This is a genomic window from Providencia sp. AGC89 (assembly GCF_053543535.1).
Genome location: NZ_JBIXLP010000007.1, coordinates 14,922 through 30,270, shown reverse-complemented (window position 1 = coordinate 30,270; position 15,349 = coordinate 14,922). Strand labels below are relative to the sequence as shown.

The 15,349-nt window shown below is 40.9% G+C and carries 13 protein-coding genes; 6 read left to right on the top strand and 7 right to left on the bottom strand.

Translation table 11 applies throughout. The annotated features are described in order from the left end of the window. Positions 1 to 331: 331 nt before the first annotated feature. Positions 332 to 1,117 carry a zinc ABC transporter permease subunit ZnuB gene (gene znuB / locus ACIPUA_RS02685; RefSeq protein WP_042843895.1) on the bottom strand — a complete coding sequence of 262 codons (786 nt, stop codon included), beginning with the start codon at positions 1,115 to 1,117 and terminating at the stop codon, positions 332 to 334. Beyond that, positions 1,110 to 1,877, bottom strand: coding sequence for a zinc ABC transporter ATP-binding protein ZnuC (gene znuC / locus ACIPUA_RS02680; RefSeq protein WP_449059248.1), 768 nt, complete (start codon positions 1,875 to 1,877; stop codon positions 1,110 to 1,112). The genes znuB and znuC overlap by 8 nt, the downstream gene beginning before the upstream one ends. Positions 1,878 to 1,953: 76 nt before the next feature. On the opposite strand from znuC, the gene znuA reads away from it, so the two are divergent. From znuA to lpxM, 3 genes are all read left to right on the top strand, one after another. Continuing rightward, complete coding sequence (gene znuA / locus ACIPUA_RS02675) at positions 1,954 to 2,913, top strand: zinc ABC transporter substrate-binding protein ZnuA (RefSeq protein WP_042843892.1); 960 nt, start codon at positions 1,954 to 1,956, stop codon at positions 2,911 to 2,913. Between the two features lie 21 nt (positions 2,914 to 2,934). Further along, positions 2,935 to 4,275 (top strand): murein DD-endopeptidase MepM, encoded by a 1,341-nt coding sequence (gene mepM, locus ACIPUA_RS02670; protein WP_042843891.1) that lies wholly within the window; start codon positions 2,935 to 2,937, stop codon positions 4,273 to 4,275. Between the two features lie 118 nt (positions 4,276 to 4,393). Then, a complete protein-coding gene (gene lpxM, locus ACIPUA_RS02665) occupies positions 4,394 to 5,368 on the top strand; it encodes a lauroyl-Kdo(2)-lipid IV(A) myristoyltransferase (protein WP_042843890.1) in 975 nt (324 codons plus the stop codon). Positions 5,369 to 5,430: 62 nt separating this feature from the next. Here lpxM and pyk read toward each other — a convergent pair whose 3' ends face one another. Further along, positions 5,431 to 6,873 carry a pyruvate kinase gene (gene pyk, locus ACIPUA_RS02660; protein WP_042843889.1) on the bottom strand — a complete coding sequence of 481 codons (1,443 nt, stop codon included), beginning with the start codon at positions 6,871 to 6,873 and terminating at the stop codon, positions 5,431 to 5,433. Between the two features lie 199 nt (positions 6,874 to 7,072). Further along, positions 7,073 to 7,918: a MurR/RpiR family transcriptional regulator gene (locus ACIPUA_RS02655; protein WP_042843888.1), complete on the bottom strand. Its 846-nt coding sequence runs from the start codon at positions 7,916 to 7,918 to the stop codon at positions 7,073 to 7,075. Positions 7,919 to 8,392: 474 nt separating this feature from the next. On the opposite strand from ACIPUA_RS02655, the gene zwf reads away from it, so the two are divergent. Continuing rightward, on the top strand, positions 8,393 to 9,868 hold the full coding sequence (gene zwf / locus ACIPUA_RS02650; protein ID WP_042843887.1) for a glucose-6-phosphate dehydrogenase: 1,476 nt from the start codon (positions 8,393 to 8,395) through the stop codon (positions 9,866 to 9,868). An 82-nt stretch (positions 9,869 to 9,950) separates the two neighbouring features. Here zwf and pdxK read toward each other — a convergent pair whose 3' ends face one another. Further along, the gene (gene pdxK / locus ACIPUA_RS02645; RefSeq protein ID WP_048607124.1) at positions 9,951 to 10,799 is read right to left on the bottom strand and encodes a pyridoxine/pyridoxal/pyridoxamine kinase; all 849 of its coding nucleotides are present in this window, start codon (positions 10,797 to 10,799) and stop codon (positions 9,951 to 9,953) included. A 634-nt stretch (positions 10,800 to 11,433) separates the two neighbouring features. On the opposite strand from pdxK, the gene mdtJ reads away from it, so the two are divergent. Together mdtJ and mdtI are read left to right on the top strand one after the other, a co-directional pair. Next, positions 11,434 to 11,862: a multidrug/spermidine efflux SMR transporter subunit MdtJ gene (gene mdtJ / locus ACIPUA_RS02640; protein ID WP_042843885.1), complete on the top strand. Its 429-nt coding sequence runs from the start codon at positions 11,434 to 11,436 to the stop codon at positions 11,860 to 11,862. A 1-nt stretch (position 11,863) separates the two neighbouring features. Further along, positions 11,864 to 12,196 carry a multidrug/spermidine efflux SMR transporter subunit MdtI gene (mdtI, locus tag ACIPUA_RS02635; protein WP_042843883.1) on the top strand — a complete coding sequence of 111 codons (333 nt, stop codon included), beginning with the start codon at positions 11,864 to 11,866 and terminating at the stop codon, positions 12,194 to 12,196. Between the two features lie 98 nt (positions 12,197 to 12,294). On the opposite strand, the gene ACIPUA_RS02630 is transcribed toward mdtI, so the two are convergent. Continuing rightward, positions 12,295 to 13,560, bottom strand: a complete 1,266-nt coding sequence (locus ACIPUA_RS02630) for a c-type cytochrome (RefSeq protein WP_449059247.1) — start codon at positions 13,558 to 13,560, stop codon at positions 12,295 to 12,297. Positions 13,561 to 13,572: 12 nt separating this feature from the next. Next, positions 13,573 to 15,348, bottom strand: a complete 1,776-nt coding sequence (locus ACIPUA_RS02625; protein WP_449059246.1) for a GMC family oxidoreductase — start codon at positions 15,346 to 15,348, stop codon at positions 13,573 to 13,575. Position 15,349: the final 1 nt, after the last annotated feature.

Genomic DNA, 15,349 nt, shown 5'->3' with positions numbered 1-15,349 from the left:
TAGTCACTTTTTTATTACTATAATATTGTATCGTATTATATAACCTTGCTGTCTTATATCTGAAGTTAATATAGGCTAAACTTAATTATTATTTTAAATAATAATTGCCCTATAAAAATACGACTCTTTATTCTTTTTGATGAATGCTGAAAGTAAGCCCACTAGGGTAGAGGTAGCTTTTATTTAATCTTACTCAAATTAGTTAGCCACTCTATACAAAAAAATAAAAGAAAAGTAATAAATAAAGGAAAGATAATAAATAAGAGGGTAAACTCATAACAAAGTGCCCTAGTTAAAAAAGACTAGGGCATATGCATATTTTGATAATGAATTAATTCTTTGCTTTAACTAATAAGCTAAATATAAATAAGACCGCTGAAATTAACACCACGGACGGGCCTGCTGGCGTGTCGTAAAAAGCGGAAAAGGTGAGCCCCCCAGTAACTGAAAGCATACCAATGATAATTGCTATAAATGCCATTTGCTCAGGGGTGTGAGCAAATCGACGGGCTGTAGCTGCGGGTATAATTAATAAGGAGGTAATAATTAGCGCACCAACAAATTTCATTGCGATACCAATAGTTAATGCAGTAACTAACATAAGCAATAAACGTAAGCGTTGGATATTAATACCATCCACAAATGCTAATTCAGGGCTGACAGTAATAGATAAAAGTGCCCGCCAACGATAAAAAAGCAACCCACAAACAACAATAACACCAACCAGTATTATGGTAATATCTTCGTAACTTACAGAGAGTAGGTCGCCGAATAAATAGGCCATTAGGTCTACACGGACATTTGCCATTAAACTAACAACGACTAAACCTAATGACAGTGAGCTATGAGCCATAATACCAAGCAAGGTATCAACAGCAAGTTGAGGGCGTTTTTCTAACCATACCAGTATTAAAGCTAATAACAAAGTTACGGCAATAATCGCATAAAATGGGTTTATGTTTAAAAGCAACCCAAAGGCGACACCTAATAAAGAGGCATGGGCCAACGTATCGCCAAAATAAGACATTCGGCGCCATACAACAAAAGAACCAAGAGGGCCAGCCGCAATAGCAAGTAGCATGCCTGCAATCCAACCAGGTAATAACAATTCAATCATGTTTACAGTCCTTGTTATGCTGATGCCCTGAAATAATATTACCTTCTAAATCGTGTTGGTGATTATGTTGATGACGGTATACCCCTAATTGTTGTGCACCTCGGTAGCCGAACATGGCAACAAATTCAGGGTGATTTGAAACTACATCCGGAGCGCCTGAACAACAAATATGCCCATTGATACATAGCACTTTATCCGTTTTAGCCATAACCAAATGCAAATCATGGGAAACCATTAATACCGCGCAACCGAGCTCAGTTCTTAATTGGTTAATTAAGTCATATAGCGCAACTTGCCCTGTAATATCGATACCTTGCGCAGGTTCATCAAGAACCAGTAGGTCAGGTTTATTCAGTAATGCGCGAGCGAGCAAAACTCGTTGGGTTTCACCACCTGATAATTTTTGCATTGGTTGGTCAAGTAAATGTGCTGCTTTAACCCGTTCCAGTGCAGGCAGTAAATGTTCTTTGCGTGCACCGAGTTTTAATAACATAAAGCGCTTAACAGTAAGAGGAAGGGTTGTGTCCAAATGAAGTTTTTGTGGAACATAGCCAATGGCAAGGGAAGAGTCGCGTGTTACGGTACCCGATGTCGGGGCCAGTAACCCTAACACGACACGTACAATTGTCGATTTCCCCGCCCCATTAGGGCCTAAAAGCGTGACGATATCCCCTTTATTTAGCTCAAAGGAGACGTTTTCGAGAACTTGTCTTTCGCCAAATGAAACAGAAATCTTATTTAAAGTGAGTAATGGTTGCATATGAAAAACATCTTGCAGAATTCATGTTGTGTTATATTATAACATTTCAAAATTAAAATCACGGAAAAAGACTGCTATGATACATAAATCGAAACATATTGCCCGTAAATTTCTTTTCGGGGCGGTGGCAACATCCGTATTGAGTGCAACTATGGTGTCTGCATCCTATGCGGATGTTGTCACTTCAATTCGTCCATTAGCTTTTATCGCAGCGGGAATTGCTGACGGTGTAACCGGTACCCAAGTTCTCCTTCCCGATGGCGCATCCCCCCATGATTATGCGCTTAAACCTTCTGATTTGAAAAAAATTAAACAGGCTGACTTATTCGTTTGGGTTGGACCGGATATGGAAATGTTTTTACAAAAGCCAATCAATACGTTACCACAGAATAAAAGACTAGCATTGGCCGAGCAGGAAAATATCAAATCATTACTTTTAGCAGAGCCTCACGAAGATGAGCACACCCATGAACATGGTGATGAGGCTAACTATGACAAGGATCACGAACATCATCACCATGGTGAGTATAATATGCACATCTGGTTATCCCCAGACATTGCAAATTCTGCTGCACAGGACATTTATGAACATTTAGTAGAGCTTTATCCGGAACAAAAAAATAAGCTAGACGTAAACCTTCGTAAATTCAAAGAAAATATGGCGCAAAATGATGAAAAAATTGCTAAGATTTTGCAGCCAGCTAGAAACAAGGGTTATTTCGTTTTTCACGACGCTTATGGCTACTTTGAAAAACACTATCAATTAGCTCCATTGGGGCATTTTACGATAAATCCGGAAATACAGCCTGGTGCGCAGAAATTACATCAAATACGAACTCAATTGGTTGAGCATAAAGCGCAATGTGTTTTTGCTGAGCCACAATTCAGGCCTGCTGTGATTGAAAGTGTAGCACGTAATACGGGAGTAAAAATGGGAACTCTCGACCCACTTGGAATTGGGCTGGCTATAGGGCCAGATAGCTACATGCAGTTTTTGACACAATTGTCGGAACAATACGCCAGCTGCCTGAATTAAAAAATAGAAGGAATTGTTTAAGTGCAGCAAATGGCCAAAAGTCTGGCTCAGGTATATGGTAGCCTGTCTAGAACTCACAAAATTGTATTAAGTACGCTCACAGTAGCTACCATGGCCGTCGCAATTTGGCGGCCAGTCCATATACCAGCCACTTCTGAAAATGATGGTACGCCTGATACTATTATTCCACTCTCTTTACTTTCTCCTCGTGACGCCACTGACGATATAATTCAAGATAGTAGCGATCAACTTCCTGATGAAGGGTTAGCTGACACTGAGGTTGAAGCTGCTGAGACCGGTGGAGAGGTTGCGCCATTACCCCATGAGTATGTTGTGGCAAGTGGTGATAATTTAACAACCATTTTAACCCAATTTGGAATAGAAGCTGGTGATGTTGCGACGCTATCAAATCAACATAAATCACTAAGAAATCTTAAAATAGGTCAATCGTTAAATTGGTCTTTGACAGATCAAGGCGAGTTAGAGTCTTTAACATGGGAGGTTTCTCGCCGTGAAACTCGTGTGTTTACCCGTGTTGGAGCAACGAATAAATTTGAAGAAGCTAAACAAATTCGCACTGGCGAATGGACAAATAGCGTCTTAAAAGGGACAGTCGACGGTACATTTGCACAAAGCACGAGTAAAGCAGGTTTAACGCGTAGTGAAGGTCGTGACGTGATTAAAGCTTTACAATGGCAAGTTGATTTTCGTAAATTGAAAAAAGGCGACAAATTTAGTGTTCTAATGAGCCGCGAAATGCTTAATGGTCGTAGTGAGCAAAGCCAGTTAATAGGTGTTCGGTTGCAAACTAATGGGAAAAGCTATTATGCATTCCGTGCGGAAGATGGCCGTTATTATGACAGTGAAGGGAATGGTTTAGAACGTGGTTTTTTACGTTTCCCAACGGCAAAACAATTTAGAGTTTCTTCCCAATTTAACCCACGTCGTGTAAACCCGGTTACAGGGCGTGTAGCACCTCATAAAGGTGTCGACTTTGCTATGCCAGTAGGGACACCTGTCCTTGCAGTAGGGGATGGCGAAGTGATTGTATCGAAATACAGTGGTGCGGCGGGGAATTTTATCGCGATCCGCCATGGTCGCCAGTATACCACTCGCTATATGCACTTACGTCAATTATTAGTGAAGCCAGGCCAAAAAGTTAAACGTGGTGATCGTATTGCATTATCTGGTAATACAGGGCGTTCAACGGGGCCTCATTTGCATTTTGAAATGTGGGTTAACCAACAAGCAGTGAATCCACTAACAGCAAAATTACCAAGTTCTGGTGGTTTAACGGGGAAAGAAAGGAAAGAATATTTAGCGTTAGTTAAAGAAACAAAACCCCAACTTAAACTGCAATAATTAATGATCTTATTTTTCATAGCTGGCAGGTACTTGTATCTGCCAGTTTTCTTTGTAATGCTTTCGAAAATTATTATTATAGGCTATAAAAGATAGCCGTTATTCACTTGAGTGCAGCATGAATAAAGACCAAGACACTGATAGTAAAAAAGGGTATGTGCCAACCTTTCATCGTTCCTATCTACTACCTAAATATTGGGGAGTTTGGATGGGCGCAGCTGTATTAGCAGGCTTAGCTTACATCCCTGTTAAAGTTCGGGACCCATTACTAGCAAAGGCAGGGAAATGGGTAGGACGGGTAGCTAAAAGTGCGCGTCGTCGCGCTAAAATCAATTTACTTTATTGTTTCCCACAATTAACGGAATCACAAAGAGAACAATTGGTTGACCGCATGTTTGAAACTGCGCCGCAGTCTTTTGTTATGTTAGCTGAATTATGTCTTCGCGGAGCAAATAAAACACTCGCAAGAACACATTGGCATAATGAAGAAATCATTGAACGCTTAAAACAACAACAAAGTAATGTGATTTTTATGGTGCCTCATGGTTGGGCAGTTGATGTCCCAGCTATGTTATTAGCGGCAAGAGGTCAGACTATGGCCGCTATGTTTCATCACCAGAAAAACCCTGTAGCGGATTATTTATGGAATAAAGCCCGCTATCATTTTGGTGGGCGTTTACACTCAAGGGAGGCGGGTATCAAACCGTTTATCGCCTCTGTCAGGCAAGGATACTGGGGGTTTTATCTTCCAGACCAAGACCATGGTGAAGAGCACAGTGAGTTTGTCGATTTTTTTGGTACTTATAAAGCGACGTTACCTGCAATTGGTCGGTTGATGAAAGTGTGCAAAGCAAAAGTTGTTCCGCTATTTCCTGTATATGACCATAAAACACATCAATTACATATTTATATTCGTGAACCGATGGATGATATTGATGGTAAGGATGATGAATATATAGCACGAAGAATGAATGAGGAATTGGAATACCTTGTTTCACCGAACCCTGAGCAATATACGTGGATATTGAAATTACTAAAAACCCGCAAAGAAGGGGAAATTGAGCCTTATCAGCGTAAAGATTTATACCGCTAACTATCGGATACTATACGTTAACAATGAAATGAGCCCCCGCCTAAATAGGCGAGGGCAAAAGGTTATTCGACTTCTAAAATACGGCAAGTATTGGTACTACCGATAGTCCCCATCAAGTCACCTTGAGTAACTAGGACAATATCACCACTCATTAAATAGCCGTTGTCGCGTAGGCGAGTTACCGCTTCATTGGCGGCAGCAATTCCATCAGTATGGGTGCTACAGAAAACCGGAGTAACGCCACGGTATAGTGAACACTGGTTGAGTGTTTTCTCATGGCGTGACATTGCAAAAATAGGCAAGCCAGAACTAATACGTGACATCATACGAGCGGTACGGCCTGATTCTGTCATCGCAATAATGGCTTTAACCCCTTTAAGGTGGTTAGCTGCGTACATTGTTGACATCGCAATAGCTTCTTCTGGGCTATTAAATTCTGCATCTAAACGGTGTTTAGAGACATTCAAGCCAGGCATTTTTTCTGCGCCAAAACACACTTGCGCCATCGCAGCAACAGTTTCTGCTGGGTATTGACCTGCTGCCGTTTCAGCTGAAAGCATAACCGCATCTGTACCATCAAGCACCGCGTTTGCTACGTCCATAACTTCTGCACGAGTTGGCATTGGGTTGGTGATCATCGATTCCATCATTTGTGTCGCGGTGATCACGACGCGGTTTAATTGACGTGAGCGGCGGATCAATTTTTTCTGAACCGCGACCAGTTCAGGATCGCCAATTTCAACACCGAGGTCACCACGAGCAACCATAACGACATCAGATGCAAGGATCACTTCATCCATGACTTCATCATTAGCAACGGCTTCGGCACGTTCAACTTTCGCTACGATTTGGCATTCACAGCCTGCATCTCGTGCTAAACGACGTGCATAATCTAAGTCTTCACCTGAACGAGGGAAAGAAATAGCTAAATAGTCTACGTTAATTTTTGCTGCGGTTTTAATATCTTCTTTGTCTTTATCAGTTAATGCTTCAGCAGAAAGGCCACCGCCTAATTTATTAATGCCTTTATTATTTGAGAGCTGACCACCAACCGTAACTTCAGTGAATACTTGCAGGCCTTGGACTTCACGTACTTTTAATTGAACACGTCCATCATCAAGGAGCAGGATATCGCCAGGTACTACATCAGCAGGCAAACCTTTATAGTCAATACCTACTTTTTGCTGATCGCCTTCCCCTTTACCTAGGTTAGCGTCAAGAATAAATTTGTCCCCAACATTTAAGAAAACTTTGCCATCTTTAAAGGTAGAAACGCGAATTTTTGGACCTTGTAAATCACCGAGGATCGCAACATGACGACCTAAACGAGCGGCAATTTCACGTACTTTATTAGCACGTATTTGATGGTCTTCTGGAGTTCCGTGGGAGAAGTTAAGGCGAACAACGTTGGCACCAGCGTTAATAATTTTTTCAAGGTTATTATCACGATCAGTAGCTGGACCAAGAGTTGTAACAATTTTAGTTCTTCTAAGCCGTCTAGACATGTATTACTCCGTTGACCTGTATGGTGTTGATAAAAGAGTGAAACCATTTCACTCCATTTCGAAACCTGTTTACTGCAAATAGGGATGCTGACACGAGCACAGCTATTATATACTGCGAATATTTTTATGCTATCAGGTCTGCAAAACTATTAAAGTCTGATAAGCAAAGAAAATCATTCACACTGTCAATTTATTGTATTCAGGCATTATCAAACCGCGAATCACGTAATGCTTCTTTGACGCGCTTCAAGTTATCTCTAAATTTTTCACCTCTTCTTAACGTAAAGCCAGTGGTTAACACATCAATAACAGCGAGCTGTGCCATTCTGGAAACCATTGGCATGTACATATCTGTATCTTCTGGGACATCGATAATAATGGCAAGGGAGGCGGCTTGTGCTAAAGGGGTATTTTCTGAGGTGATAGCAATTACGGTGGCATCATTTTCACGGGCTAAATAAGCCATATCAACGAGTGCTTTGGTTCTTCCTGTATGGGAAATTAACACGATGACATCTCCTTCAATACTATTGATGCAGCTCATGCGTTGCATAACAATATCATCAAAGTACATGACAGGAATATTAAAGCGAAAAAATTTATTCATCGCATCATGAGCGACAGCCGCAGAAGCACCAAAACCAAAAAAGCTTATTTTTCGTGCTTGCGTTAATAAATCGACTGCTCGATTGATGGCACTGATATCTAAGGTATGTTTTACGTTATCAAGGCCTGCCATAGCTGATTCAAAAATTTTGTGTGTATAAGTGTTTACGGTATCCGTTTCTTCCACATGGCGGTTTATATAGGGGGTGCCATTCGCTAAATTTTGTGCGAGCCGTAATTTAAAATCAGGGAACCCTTTAGTGTCCATTTTTCGGCAAAAGCGATTCACTGTTGGTTCGCTAACGTCTGCTAATTGTGCTAAGGCTGCGATACTAAGATGAATAGCGTTTTGCGGCATGCCTAGAATGACTTCAGCCACTTTTTTTTCTGATTTACTTAAAAAATCGAGACTCATTTTCATTTGTTCTAAAATATTCATATAGCAAAAGCGCCTATTTCATCGAAAGGAGAAATTTTTGAGCCATCACGTTATCCTAGTGTTGATTTTAAGTTTCTTATTCATGAGGCTGTTATGGTGTGTGAAAATATACTATGTATGATGTGTAAACTATCTGAATGCAGAGGCTAAATGGTAGCTTTTTTGTGAAACTTTGACCCGTATCTAATTTTCAGATTAGTAAACATCCTACAGATTTGGTTATTTTGTTTCACGGGCTGGCTCCATTCAGTTTTGATGCGCACTTTTCGTACAATAAAGAATATTCCCGTTATAACATGAGATTAGGACAAAATTATGTTGTTTTTTTCAGCATAAAAACTGTGATCGGCATCATGAACATTTACTGGACACTTGCAACAGGGTACATTAGCGGAATTAGGGCTAATTTTAACAAAATTACAATAAGGCCTATCCTAGTTAGGTCTTAGATTCCGCAAATTGAGGAGAACCAATATGGCGGTACATAATGCTGCTCAAGCTTGTGACTTAATTATCTTTGGCACCAAGGGTGACCTTGCACGTCGCAAACTGCTGCCGTCGCTTTATCAATTAGAAAAGGCAGGCTACATTCACCCAGACACGCGTATCATAGGTGTTGGCCGTGCAGAGTGGAGCCAAGATGATTATGTTAACTTCGTCGAAGAAGCGTTACATAAGTTCTTAAAAGAGGAACTCGATTCAGCATTGTGGGAAAAGCTCAGCGCACGCTTAGATTTCTGTAACTTGGACGTTAATGAAACAGAAAGTTTTGTTCGTCTCGCTGAAATGTTAAAACAAGATTCCCAACCAGCTATCCATTATTTCGCTATGCCGCCAAGCACATTTGGGGCTATGTGCCAAGGACTGGGTCATGCAAAATTAAATAAAAAACCTAATCGTGTCGTAATGGAGAAACCATTAGGAACGAATTTAGCATCCTCACAAGAAATTAATAATGAAGTAGCGAAGTATTTCGATGAAAGCCAAGTTTATCGTATTGACCACTACCTTGGTAAAGAAACGGTTTTAAACTTATTAGCTCTGCGTTTTGCTAACTCGTTATTTATTAATAACTGGGATAATCGCACTATTGACCATGTGCAAATTACCGTAGCAGAAGAGGTTGGTATTGAAGGTCGCTGGGGTTACTTTGACCAAGCAGGGCAAATGCGTGATATGGTACAGAACCACTTGTTGCAAATTTTAACGATGATAGCAATGTCACCCCCAGCAGATTTAACGACCGACCGTATTCGTGATGAAAAAGTGAAAGTATTACGTTCACTGCGCCGAATCGACCACAGCAATGTGCGTGAAAAAGCAGTTCGTGGGCAATACACTGCAGGTTTTGTGCAAGGCAAAAAAGTCCCTGGTTATTTAGAAGAAGATGGGGCGAATAAACAAAGCATGACTGAGTCATTTGTTGCCCTGCGCGTAGATATTGATGATTGGCGTTGGGCTGGCGTTCCTTTCTACTTACGTACCGGTAAACGTTTACCTGCAAAATGTTCTGAGGTGGTTGTTTACTTTAAAAAACCGGCATTGAATATTTTCTCTGAAAGCTACCAAGACCTGCCGCAAAATAAATTAACCATTCGTCTACAGCCAGATGAAGGGATTGATATTGAAATTATGAACAAGGCACCGGGTCTTGATCATAAACATCGGTTACAAACTACAAAACTGGATTTAAGCTTTTCAGAAACTTTCAATCAAACACACTTAGCCGATGCCTACGAACGCTTACTACTCGAAGCGATGAGAGGGATCCAAGCATTGTTTGTACGACGTGATGAAGTAGAAGAAGCGTGGAAGTTTGTTGATTCCATTATTGATGCATGGGCAATGGATAATGACGCACCAAAACCATACCAAGCAGGTACATGGGGGCCGATTGCTTCTGTTGCCATGATTGCTCGCGATGGGCGTTCTTGGAATGAATTTGAGTAACAGCTGATGTTATTTAGTTAACTCATCCCGCAAAAGCCAAACAATTGTTTGGCTTTTTTTGTCGTGAGGGGGAGATAAACACTTAGAGAATTAACTCACTGCGGCCCGTGGCAACCATATGAATAATGCCTTGTTCGATACGTAAACAGGCCATTTTGGCTGCGTCAGGTACTGAAAGCCCCGCAAGAAGTTGGGCGGTTAACTCTGCACCAAATAAGTCACCAGTCCCTTTGGGGGTCACGGGGTAACGTTTGTGACGGATCACCGCAACCTCATGTTGTGTCACGCAAACTACCTCGATATTGTCTTCATCAGGCTGAAATGCGCTGGTGATAATCACCCATTGAGTATTACCTTTTAATAGCGTGCGTGCTGCGTTAACAGCGTCATCTAAATTATTGACCTGTTTACCACTCAATGTCATTAATTCGAATTTATTTGGAATGATACCCGTTGCTAAAGGGATGACCTTATCACGGTAAACTTCGGCGATTTCTGGCGGAATATAAAAGCCGCTATCTTCATCCCCCATAACTGGGTCAACAATAACTGGCAATGTTGGGCGTTGCTCCCGAATGCGTATTAGCCAGTTAGCTAAGTCTTGTGCTTTCTCAGGGGAACCTAAGTAACCTGTAAGGATAGCTCTTACTGAGTCTAAACTACCTCGCTCTATAAAGCCGTTTAAGTAGCCACGAAACCATTCACCAGGCAATTCACCACCATAGCAAGTAGAATAATGTGGGGTATTGCTGAGTACCACAGTGGGAACGGCAGCAACACGCAGGCCTTGCTTGGTGAGTGCAGGTACCGCAATACTATTACCGACGCTACCATAAATAACTTGAGATTGGATTGATACAACATCATAGGGTAGTGGAGTCGCATCGGCGGCATTTTGAAAACTATTGGAGGTAAGGCTGAAGGTGTTCATGACTCTCTCTTAGGTATATTTCAATCATATAGCTACTATAAGAAGCTTGTTCAACTGGCTTGTCAATGTTAAAGATCAAATAGCATATTAGTGCTGCCTGTAAAGTGAAAAAAAGGGTAAAAATCTATTTTTTTATTAAAAAATATTTGTGTAAAACGTATTATCTTCGACTGTTTATTCGTTTTTAGAATGCCAAAGTTACGTTTATCGTGTTTATCGATGCATAATTATGCGATTTTTTATTAAAACTAAAAGGTGTTTATATTCATTGACTTAATAAAAATGACATGCTAAAAATAAGCAGTAATTAACTATCAACATGAGGGTTCGGAGTAAATTGGGTAGATGTCTACCTGATGAAAAGAATGAGATATCATGCTTAGCTCAACTAGCGGCAAGATCAGTAAGTCCCAAAAAAGAACGACACATCGGCTTTTCCTTTCAGCTATCCTTTCCAGTGAACACTACTGGTGTGGTGCATTATAGCGTCTCTCTCGATTATTCATTCTGCTGAATAAACTCAGCAACACGTTGTTATTTATTTGAATTTTCAACAACTGCGTATGGGTATTTTGACCCTTTGGCCTGTATAAAAAATAGTCTATTACGCGGCTGCATATAGAGAGATATTATAATGATTTATTGGATATTTTTAGTATTAGCTATCATAACAGAGGTTATTGGTACCTTATCAATGAAACACGCCAGTGTCAGTGGCGATTTCACCGGTATGGTGGTGATGTATGTCATGATAGCAACATCATATATTTTATTGGCCGTTGCAGTAAAAAAAGTGGCTTTAGGTGTGGCATACGCACTGTGGGAAGGTATCGGGATCTTATTTATTACGACATTTAGCGTAATGTGGTTTGGAGAAACGTTATCACCCATGAAAATCGGTGGGTTAGTATTACTGATCACCGGTATTGGCTTGATTAAATCAGGGACCAAAAAAGCCACTGTTCGCCAATCTGCACAAAAGGTAAAACAAGTAACGCAAAATGCGGTCAATGCAGCCAAAACTAATGCTCTAGTTGGACGCGAAGCTAAGTCGGAGGCATAAGATGGCCAGTCATTTTGAATGGTGGCATGCAGCCTTTTTGATCCTAGCGGTAGTACTCGAAATTATCGCCAATATTTTATTAAAGATGTCGAATGGTTTTAAACGATATTGGTTAGGTATTTTATCGTTGGTGGCGGTATTAGGGGCTTTTAGTTCCTTAGCCCAAGCAGTAAAAGGCATTGAATTATCAATTGCTTATGCTCTATGGGGCGCGTTTGGTATTATTGCCACAGTAGCTGCAGGCTGGATACTCTTCAACCAGCGGCTAAATTATAAAGGTTGGGGTGGGATAGTGCTGCTATTGCTAGGAATGGTGCTGATTAAAATGTCTTAACCTATTTGGTATATTGAAAAGTAATATAAGCCCAAGTCGGACTGAGGAGTTCGGCTTGGGCTTATTGTTATCTATCAATACGTTAAAAGTATATTCTTTTAATTTTTGCCTTTTGTCGTAGTTGCATCTCGCACTGATTTGACATTACTAACCGTCACTTTCTCTGCATTATTCCCCCAACTACTACGGATGAACGTTAATAAATTAGCCATTTGTAGGTCATCTAAACGCCACGCAAAATCAGGCATAGTTAACCCGGTTGGCGCATCTTGAGTCACAGGAACTTGGCTGCCATTTAATACTATCCTTATCAAAGAGTCGGGTTTATCGCTTAAGACTACCGGGCTGCCTGCAAGGGATGGGAAGGTTTTAGTATAACCCTGACCATCAATACGATGGCATGCAGAACAGTTGTCCATATACTCTTGAGCACCAGGTTGGCTCATATCTCCGGCAACTAACGAAGTGGTTGTGTTGTTAGTTGTTGAAGACGCTGAGTGTTTACTCGTTGATGTTAATGATTTTAAATACACGGCTATTGACGTTAGGTCTTCATCTGACAAATATTGTGTACTATTTTTAATCACATCAGACATTGAGCCAAATGCGGCATTTTTATCATTATGGCCAGTTTTTAAAAATTGAATGATATCTTGCTTAGACCAATTACCTAATCCACTTATCGCATTTTCAGTTAAGTCAGGTGCATACCAGTTATCGATTAGTGCCCCTGTTAAATAAGTCTGATCAGATTGGTCTAGTGCTTTTTCTGCGAATCCAATCCCCCTAGAGGTATGGCAGGCCCCACAATGCGCTAACCCTTGAACTAAATAAGCACCTCGGTTCCATTGTTCGCTTTTTGAATTGTCTGCTTGATAAATATTATTGTCTAAGTAGATTTCATTCCAGACAGCCAGCGGCCAGCGCATACTGATTAGCCAAGGGATATCACTTTCTAAGTTGGCTTGCTTTACGGGTTTAACTTGCGTCATGAAATAATCATAAATCATGCGCATATCTTGGTCAGTCACTTTTGCATATGAAGTATAAGGCATCGCGGGGTAGAGGTTACGGCCGTCTTTGGCAACCCCCTCACGTACTGCCTTAACGAAGTCATCATAACTATAATTACCGATACCAAACGTTTTATCTGGTGTGATATTTGAAGAATAAACGGCCCCAATTGGGGTGATCATCTTCAATCCTCCCGCGAAAGGAGCTCCGTCTTTAGCGGTATGACAAGAAATACAATCTCCAGCTGCGACCAACTGTTGACCATTAGTGAAATTATTGTCTGCTTTGGCTGCAATGCTACAAAGGCCAATAATCAATAATAGAGAGTTTATTTTTAGCTTACCCATCATATTCCCCTTTATTTAGGCTTGAACCAAAGGACCTGGGTTTGGTAAATAAAGTTCACGTATAGCGTTTGCAGCAAACAGTGCTGTCGCACCCACTATCCCGGTTGGGTTATAAGCAAGGTTTTGTGGAAAACAACAAGCCCCTAATACAAATACATTGGGAACATCCCAAGTTTGCATGTACTTATTTACGACACTATTTTGTGGGGAGTCACCCATCACTGCACCACCGGTGGTATGGGTTGATTGGTATGGGCGTACATCATAATGTGCATCCATTGACATAAACCCCATTTCATAATGTTTAGGGTTCATTCTTTTTGTTATTTCTTCAGCTTTAGAACCGACAAAGTTAGTCATTTTCAATTCGTTGGGTTGCCAATCGAATGTCATTCTTAACAGTGGTAGGCCATGCTTATCTTGGTAAGTTGGATCAAGGTCTAGGTAACATTGTTTATAAGGCATGACAGACCCTGAGGCCCCAATATGCATTGAGTGTAAATAATTTTCTTTAATAGCTTTTTTCCAACCTGTTCCCCATGTTGGCGAATCTTTTGGTATCGTCATTTGCTGAATAGGGCGTCCACCTGAAGTTGTCGTCGATATTGTTGAACCGCCGATAAAGCCTAGTTGGCTATGGTCAAAATTTTCAGCGTTATAGTTATCAATAAAACTACCTGTGCAGCCCGCGGCGGCGAATGGATTCATGAATTGGTTTTGATCGTAAAATAAAGTGACTCCACCGTTCATTTGATAAGCAAAGTTACGACCGACAACCCCTTCTCCTGTAGTAGGGTTATAAGGCTTTCCTATATTCGATAACAAAAGTAGCCGGACATTATGTAATTGGAATGCACTTAAGATAACAAGGTCTGCTGGCTGTACAACACGCTGCCCATGGCTATCTATATAAGTGACTCCCGTTGCTTTTTTCCCCGTCGAATCCATATTGACTTGAACAACATGTGAGTTTGTTCGTAATTCAATGTTCTTATGTTGCCTTAATGCTGGGAGCACACAGGCTTGAGGGGATGCTTTAGAATAGTTAAAACAGCCAAAACGTTCACAATAACCACAATAATTACAAACCCCAAGTTGAACGCCATAAGGGTTGACGTAAGGCTCTGTACAGTTAGCACTTGGTGTTGGGAAAGGGTGGTAACCAAGGGATTTTGCTGCTTCATTAAATAATATGGATGAATATTGCATTTTTAATGGTTTAGTTGGATAAGGGTTTTTCCGTTCAGACTCGAAAGGGTTTCCTCCATCCAAAATTTTGCCATTAATATTACCGGCTTGGGCTGAAGTTCCACAAATTTTTTCAAATTTGTCAAAATAGGGCTCCATTTCTTCATAACTAAAAGGATAATCCTGTACAGTCATGTCCGATGGAATAAAGTCAGCCCCATACTTTTCAATAACAGTACTGCGCATTTTGATATCTGCATGTAACGGTCGCCAAAGCATGCCATTCCAGTGAACACCCGCACCACCAACCCCATTTCCGGGCAAGAAAGAGCCTAAACGCCGATAAGGCAGCGCAGTGTCTGATTGTTTATGCCTTACCGTTATGGTTTCTCCAGATATATTTTGGAATAATTTCAGTCGAATACCATAAGTCAATTCATCTGCAATTCGAGGATAAGCAAAATCAGGATAAGTATCCCGTTTTTCACCTCGTTCAAGAGCGACTATTTTTAGACCTGTATTGGCGAGCTCCATGGCCATTAATGACCCAGTCCAACCAAAACCCACAATGACAATATCAACAGGATCTTTTTTAATTTCCATG

Excerpts from the sequence above, each read along its gene's own strand:
- ACIPUA_RS02625 (WP_449059246.1), bottom strand. The coding sequence starts at position 15,348 with ATGGAAATTAAAAAAGATCCTGTTGATATTGTCATTGTGGGTTTTGGT.
- pyk (WP_042843889.1), bottom strand. The coding sequence starts at position 6,873 with ATGTCTAGACGGCTTAGAAGAACTAAAATTGTTACAACTCTTGGTCCA.
- ACIPUA_RS02630 (WP_449059247.1), bottom strand. The coding sequence starts at position 13,560 with ATGATGGGTAAGCTAAAAATAAACTCTCTATTATTGATTATTGGCCTT.
- znuB (WP_042843895.1), bottom strand. The coding sequence starts at position 1,117 with ATGATTGAATTGTTATTACCTGGTTGGATTGCAGGCATGCTACTTGCT.
- pdxK (WP_048607124.1), bottom strand. The coding sequence starts at position 10,799 with ATGAACACCTTCAGCCTTACCTCCAATAGTTTTCAAAATGCCGCCGAT.
- znuA (WP_042843892.1), top strand. The coding sequence starts at position 1,954 with ATGATACATAAATCGAAACATATTGCCCGTAAATTTCTTTTCGGGGCG.
- zwf (WP_042843887.1), top strand. The coding sequence starts at position 8,393 with ATGGCGGTACATAATGCTGCTCAAGCTTGTGACTTAATTATCTTTGGC.
- znuC (WP_449059248.1), bottom strand. The coding sequence starts at position 1,877 with ATGCAACCATTACTCACTTTAAATAAGATTTCTGTTTCATTTGGCGAA.
- ACIPUA_RS02655 (WP_042843888.1), bottom strand. The coding sequence starts at position 7,918 with ATGAATATTTTAGAACAAATGAAAATGAGTCTCGATTTTTTAAGTAAA.
- mdtJ (WP_042843885.1), top strand. The coding sequence starts at position 11,434 with ATGATTTATTGGATATTTTTAGTATTAGCTATCATAACAGAGGTTATT.
- lpxM (WP_042843890.1), top strand. The coding sequence starts at position 4,394 with ATGAATAAAGACCAAGACACTGATAGTAAAAAAGGGTATGTGCCAACC.
- mdtI (WP_042843883.1), top strand. The coding sequence starts at position 11,864 with ATGGCCAGTCATTTTGAATGGTGGCATGCAGCCTTTTTGATCCTAGCG.